This window comes from Microbacterium sp. NPDC096154 (assembly GCF_040302945.1).
Lineage (GTDB): Bacteria > Actinomycetota > Actinomycetes > Actinomycetales > Microbacteriaceae > Microbacterium.
Map to the genome: position 1 here is coordinate 1 of NZ_JBEOSM010000020.1, position 5221 is coordinate 5221.

Consider the following 5221-nt stretch of genomic DNA (forward strand, 5'->3'; position numbering starts at 1 on the left):
TATAATCACCCCAATGAACAAAGTGAAGAAGGGCGCACTTATACAAACTTCGTTTGTGTGCGGTTTGCGTTGCAAACAAAGAGCATATTCGCTTGTTGCGAATATAAAAATTAAAATCCTTCATTCGCTGATGTGCGAATGAGTATCCGTCTTGTGACGAATACAAAAACTCATCGTAAGAGATTAATTATTTCTCATTGGCAAAATGCCATTTCGTCTAATTAATTTCTTACGATTCCATAATAAAAATTCTCCCACCTTACGGTACGATCATTTTTATTACGGCTACTACAAAATCTTTTGAAAAGGAGGTTCAAGCATATGGCAATCTATCACTTCTCAGCACAAATGATTTCCAGAGGAAAAGGACAATCAGCAATTGCGTCAGCTGCCTATCGTTCTGGTCAGCGTTTAGTTGATGAACAAACTAATGAAAGTAAATTTTACAAAAGAGAAGTGAAGCCGGAAACCCATATTCTTGCTCCTGAAAATTCCCCTGTTTGGGTTAAAAATCGTGAGATTCTTTGGAATGAAATTGAACGTTCTGAGAAAAGAAAGAACTCTCAATTAGCCAGAGAAATAAATATTGCTTTACCTAAAGAACTTTCCAATCAACAACAAACTGAATTAATCAAAGGCTACATCCAAGACCAATTTGTAGATAAAGGCATGGTTGCTGATATCGCTATTCATAGAGATGACTCCAACAATCCTCACGCTCACATAATGTTAACAACACGAGAAATTTCAGAAGAAGGCTTTACTACAAAGAATCGTGATTGGAACAAAAAAGAACTGCTGGAGCAGTGGAGAGAACAATGGTCAGAATACGCAAATAAAGCATTAGAACAATCAAACATCAAAGAACGAATTACACATAAATCTCACGCTGAACGTGGACTTGAAATCTTACCTACGGTTCATATGGGGCATGTCGCTTCTGATATGGAGAAAAAGGGGATGAAAACTGAGCGAGGTAATATTAATCGTGAAGTACAAAAGCATAATGCTATTGTTTATGACTTACAAAGATACCGCCAAGAGAAGCAACAAATAGAAGCAGAGTTAAAACAACAGGAGCAAAAGAAGTCTGTAGAATTAACTACTGAAGAACAAAAAAATGTGGAGGCAGCCAAACAAATTATTGGCGAAATTCCAACGGTAGCAACAATTGCCAACTATAGAAAATCATTAGAAGTACAGACCGAACAACAAAGAAAAGCACTAGAATCTTTAAAGACAAAAAATCACATAGTTTCTATTGCAGAACAAGCAGAAAAACAGCTTTCTCATTATGAAAAAACATTAGAAGAATTAAAGGGAAAACTTGATAAAGTAGGATTTTTCCAACGTAAGGAAAAAGAAAATTTGCGTGCTAGTATCAACACTTTACAAGATAAAATCATCAGCCAGCATGACCACTTAAATACATGTTTAAAAGAAGCTGGTTTATCTGCACGTGAAGAGATCCAGTTAGCTAAAAAGCAATTAAGTAAACAAATTGATACGTCTACTCGAACTTTAAACGGGAGCATCTTAAAATCTGTAGACCAAAAACAAATACTAAACCAGACAGAAGAAATACTAAAGCAAAAGCTAATTCGTAAAGTAGCTATCCAATATCCTGAATTGAAAACAGCAGGACAATATTTGGATTACAAGACAGCATCTAAATTGAACCGACTAAATGAGAAACAAGGAAAAACTATATCGCTCGACAACATAAAACATACTTTAGAACAAAGACAGCATAAAATTGAATTAAATCGAGAAGGTATTCAAAACTATAATCTGGCTGTTCGGAATGCTCAAAATGCAGAAAGTTATTTTAATCATCTTACTGAACTAGAAAAACGAATTGAACGAATCGAATCGAATCCTTACTTAAAAGGAAAAATTCTGTTTTCCAAGGAAGAACAACAAGCTTATCAGAAAGATTTACAAAAACGAGAACAGTTAACTCAAGCTATTCGAACCATCGGTTATGAAGATCGGGAGCATTTGGAACAACATAAAAGAGAAATAGAGAAAGTTGCTCCAGCACTTGAAAAAGTTCAACAAGAAACGCAAAGCCTAAGCCAAAGCAATGACTTTCTTTCAGCCATCCTAGAAGGGGTAGAACAAGCCCAAAAGCAGGAACACAAAGTAAATGCTAAGCAAAAACCAAAGCAACGCTTAAAAGGGCAAAACATTGGGTTAGAAAGGTAATCATGCTATATTCAAAAAAGCTACAGATGTGACAGCATCTGTAGCTAGCCTACTCTTTTAAGAATTGGCTCTATATTTTATAGATCAGTGAAATGACCTCCAAACAGCGCCAAGCCGTAGGGAGGTCATTTTTTATTTCTTATAGAGATTTGTTTATAAAAACAGATAATCAATCAAATAATACAAAAAAGGAGTTGAATACAAAATGAAGAAAATGATTACTGCAATGATATTATTAGTTGTTTTAGTAATGGGAATAAGCACAAATTCAATTCAAGCTAAGGAACCAGCAAAAGAATCATGGAGCAAATATCCTGATAACTCTAGTGAAAAGTTTGCTAGTCCAAATTCTTTTTATAGCTCAATAGACCAAAAACAATATACTGAATACAAGAACGCTAAAATTAACATTAGAGAAAAAGTCTCTTTTAAAGATGTGAACAAGGTGTTGTCAAAAGTAGATGAGTTTATTGGTGAAAATCGAGTTTCAGGTGATGGTTTTCATCCTAATAGACAAGTATATGTTTATTTAACAGTATCTGAAAATGGTAAAGATATAAAAAATATAATTGTTGATGCTGAAACAAAAAAAGTTCTTTTTAAATCCGAACCTTTAATAAAACGATAAAAAGGTTGCCTTTGGGTAGCCTTTTATTTCATTTTCCACTGCATTTCATACTTTGCAAAGACCTGGATTAGATCATCCACTAGTTTTTCATTTTCCTCCCCAGACAAAGGCTTTTTTGCGTAATCCCTTTTGTATTCAAATCCTACATACCAAGTGCGGTTCATATCAAATTCCCCATTTATGATTTTTTTTGAATCATCAAATTCCATAACTATCAACTCCCCCTTTAAAGTGTATACAAAGCCCGTAGAAGGCCGTTATCCATTTAACACCTTTAAATGCGTTATTTTAAAAAAGGGCTCAATATAACCCCTTTAAAACGTTCTCAATGCTATTAGTAAGGAGTATCATCATCATTATCTTTATTTTTCTTATCTAATGTTCTTTCAATTAATCTTTGAGATATAATTTTTTGTGTTTCAGACTTGGATTTAATATTAAATACAACTTCGAAAACACTTCTTCCCTTTTTAATCGTATCGTATGTAATCGTAATGTCAGTTAATTTATTGATTTCTTTAATAGCTTGTTCTATCACAAAACGCTTGAAATCAACCCATCTAGGTAATGTATCATCATCTAGATTTAGGACTTTCCTTAATTCATCCACTTCATAAATAATCCCTTGGACATTTTCGTAAGACTTTAATATTTCATAGAGCCTAATACTATATTGGCTTTTCATAGTCATTACATATAAGTAATTATATTTAGTGAAAAATTGCTTCAACTGCAACAAATGAGGCTTTAAATCTTTATCCAATTTAATATCAATTATGTCTTTCTTATGGTCTATAACTACTTTGTCGATCCACCTCATTAACACTTCCGTACCATCTTCTTGTTCCATCCAAAAACTTTTGTCGCTTATCTTTTTCAGGGAACTTTTAATAATCGAATAGTTTTTCCCACTTCTATCGCTGATTTGGCAAATTTTACAGTAATCCTTAATTGAAAAACGATACGTTTTAAAATCATCATCTTTTGGCTCAATCATTTGGATTACGTGCAATATCAATTTTTGTTCAACCAATGTTAAATCAAAACGAGTTTTTTGAATTAGATGATTAGATTTAACAACGGGGAAATTACGTGTTTCCATTTCTTTTAATTTTGGTACTCTATCAGATAATTTTTCTAATCTCCTTGCCATTTCTTTATTCCTTTCATAACTCTTGATATAACTATCATATTTAAAAGTGAGTTAAAAAACAAGTTTTTCTAAAAAACTCACTTTAAGTGCACCAAAACTCACTTTAAGTGCACCAAAACTCACTTTTAAGTGCACCAAAACTCACTTTAAGTGCACCAAAACTCACTTTTAAATTTTTGAGACTTACAGCCCCAAGGGTTTCAAGCTCCTATAAATAAGTAAAAAGGTTTTAAAAATCTTTAAAAAATAACTATATTATTAAAAGTTAAAATTATGTCCCTTAATTTTTTATATCAATCCGAATATTTCTTCAAATTAATAACATATATAATAAAAAATGGAAAAACAAAGAATGTTTAGGGAGGTATATATTGTGCAGGAGGAAGTAAAAGCTATTTTAATAGGTTTTGTTGCTCTGATCTCTGCTTATTTGACTGTATTTTCTTTATGGTTTTGTTTAGTTGCAATAATATTAGGAGTTATAGGATATAAACAAGCAAAAAAAATTAAAGAGAGAAAAAACAATTATATTTTTATGGGGAAAATCTTAAATAGTATAGGCATTTTGTCTTCTATATTATTATTTATGTATTATGTAACTGGTCCCATTTAATTTCGATTTTAAAGAAGAAAATACATCCTTTTATAAATAGAGTTAGATAAAGATACCGATTTTGATAAATTTCAAAATCGGTATCTTTTATCTAACCTAGAGTAGAAACACAATAAAATATGGATTAAGATTCTTTTGAACTCTGGACTTGAATCCCTAGTATATTTCTAGCTTGATTAATGTCCATGGCATTTACTCTATCTTTATTTTCCAAAATAGATTTTTGGAAAGAAGCAATCAACTTAATAGTTTCTTCTTCTCCTGTTATTCCTAAATGTTTTTCTAATAATCCACCCATTCTAATTAGCTTTTGTGTTCTTGCCTTTCTTTCCTTTTGTTTTAATTGGTTAGCAAGCCTTTGCTTCTCGGCTTGCATCTTCTTAATTTTTTCATCCATCTCTAATAGTCTTTCTTCTTCTGTCTTTCGAGCCAAAGCTCTCACTCCCCTACCGCCTTGTTTTTCTCTATTATAATCAAACTATCGCAGAAACACTAGAATTACATAATAGTATCTTCACTCTGCCTGTGGTATAATCACCCCAATGAACAAAGTGAAGAAGGGCGCACTTATACAAACTTCGTTTGTGTGCGGTTTGCGTTGCAAACAAAGAGCATATTC

Annotated in this window: 5 protein-coding genes; 3 read left to right on the plus strand and 2 right to left on the minus strand. The window is 32.3% G+C overall.

The annotated features are described in order from the left end of the window. Positions 1-321 precede the first annotated feature (321 nt). Together mobQ and ABTW64_RS15255 are read left to right on the plus strand one after the other, a co-directional pair. Positions 322-2208: a MobQ family relaxase gene (gene mobQ, locus ABTW64_RS15250; protein WP_350623818.1), complete on the plus strand. Its 1887-nt coding sequence runs from the start codon at positions 322-324 to the stop codon at positions 2206-2208. Between the two features lie 205 nt (positions 2209-2413). Then, positions 2414-2836, plus strand: coding sequence for a hypothetical protein (locus ABTW64_RS15255; RefSeq protein ID WP_350623821.1), 423 nt, complete (start codon positions 2414-2416; stop codon positions 2834-2836). 334 nt (positions 2837-3170) lie between these two features. On the opposite strand, the gene ABTW64_RS15260 is transcribed toward ABTW64_RS15255, so the two are convergent. Further along, on the minus strand, positions 3171-3989 hold the full coding sequence (locus tag ABTW64_RS15260; RefSeq protein ID WP_350623823.1) for a replication initiation protein: 819 nt from the start codon (positions 3987-3989) through the stop codon (positions 3171-3173). Positions 3990-4362: 373 nt separating this feature from the next. On the opposite strand from ABTW64_RS15260, the gene ABTW64_RS15265 reads away from it, so the two are divergent. Then, entirely contained in the window at positions 4363-4602 is a 240-nt protein-coding gene (locus ABTW64_RS15265; protein WP_350623825.1) for a hypothetical protein, read from the plus strand. 124 nt (positions 4603-4726) lie between these two features. On the opposite strand, the gene ABTW64_RS15270 is transcribed toward ABTW64_RS15265, so the two are convergent. Continuing rightward, a complete protein-coding gene (locus ABTW64_RS15270; protein ID WP_350623827.1) occupies positions 4727-5044 on the minus strand; it encodes a hypothetical protein in 318 nt (105 codons plus the stop codon). Positions 5045-5221: the final 177 nt, after the last annotated feature.

Excerpts from the sequence above, each read along its gene's own strand:
- mobQ (WP_350623818.1), top strand. The coding sequence starts at position 322 with ATGGCAATCTATCACTTCTCAGCACAAATGATTTCCAGAGGAAAAGGA.
- ABTW64_RS15255 (WP_350623821.1), top strand. The coding sequence starts at position 2,414 with ATGAAGAAAATGATTACTGCAATGATATTATTAGTTGTTTTAGTAATG.
- ABTW64_RS15260 (WP_350623823.1), bottom strand. The coding sequence starts at position 3,989 with ATGGCAAGGAGATTAGAAAAATTATCTGATAGAGTACCAAAATTAAAA.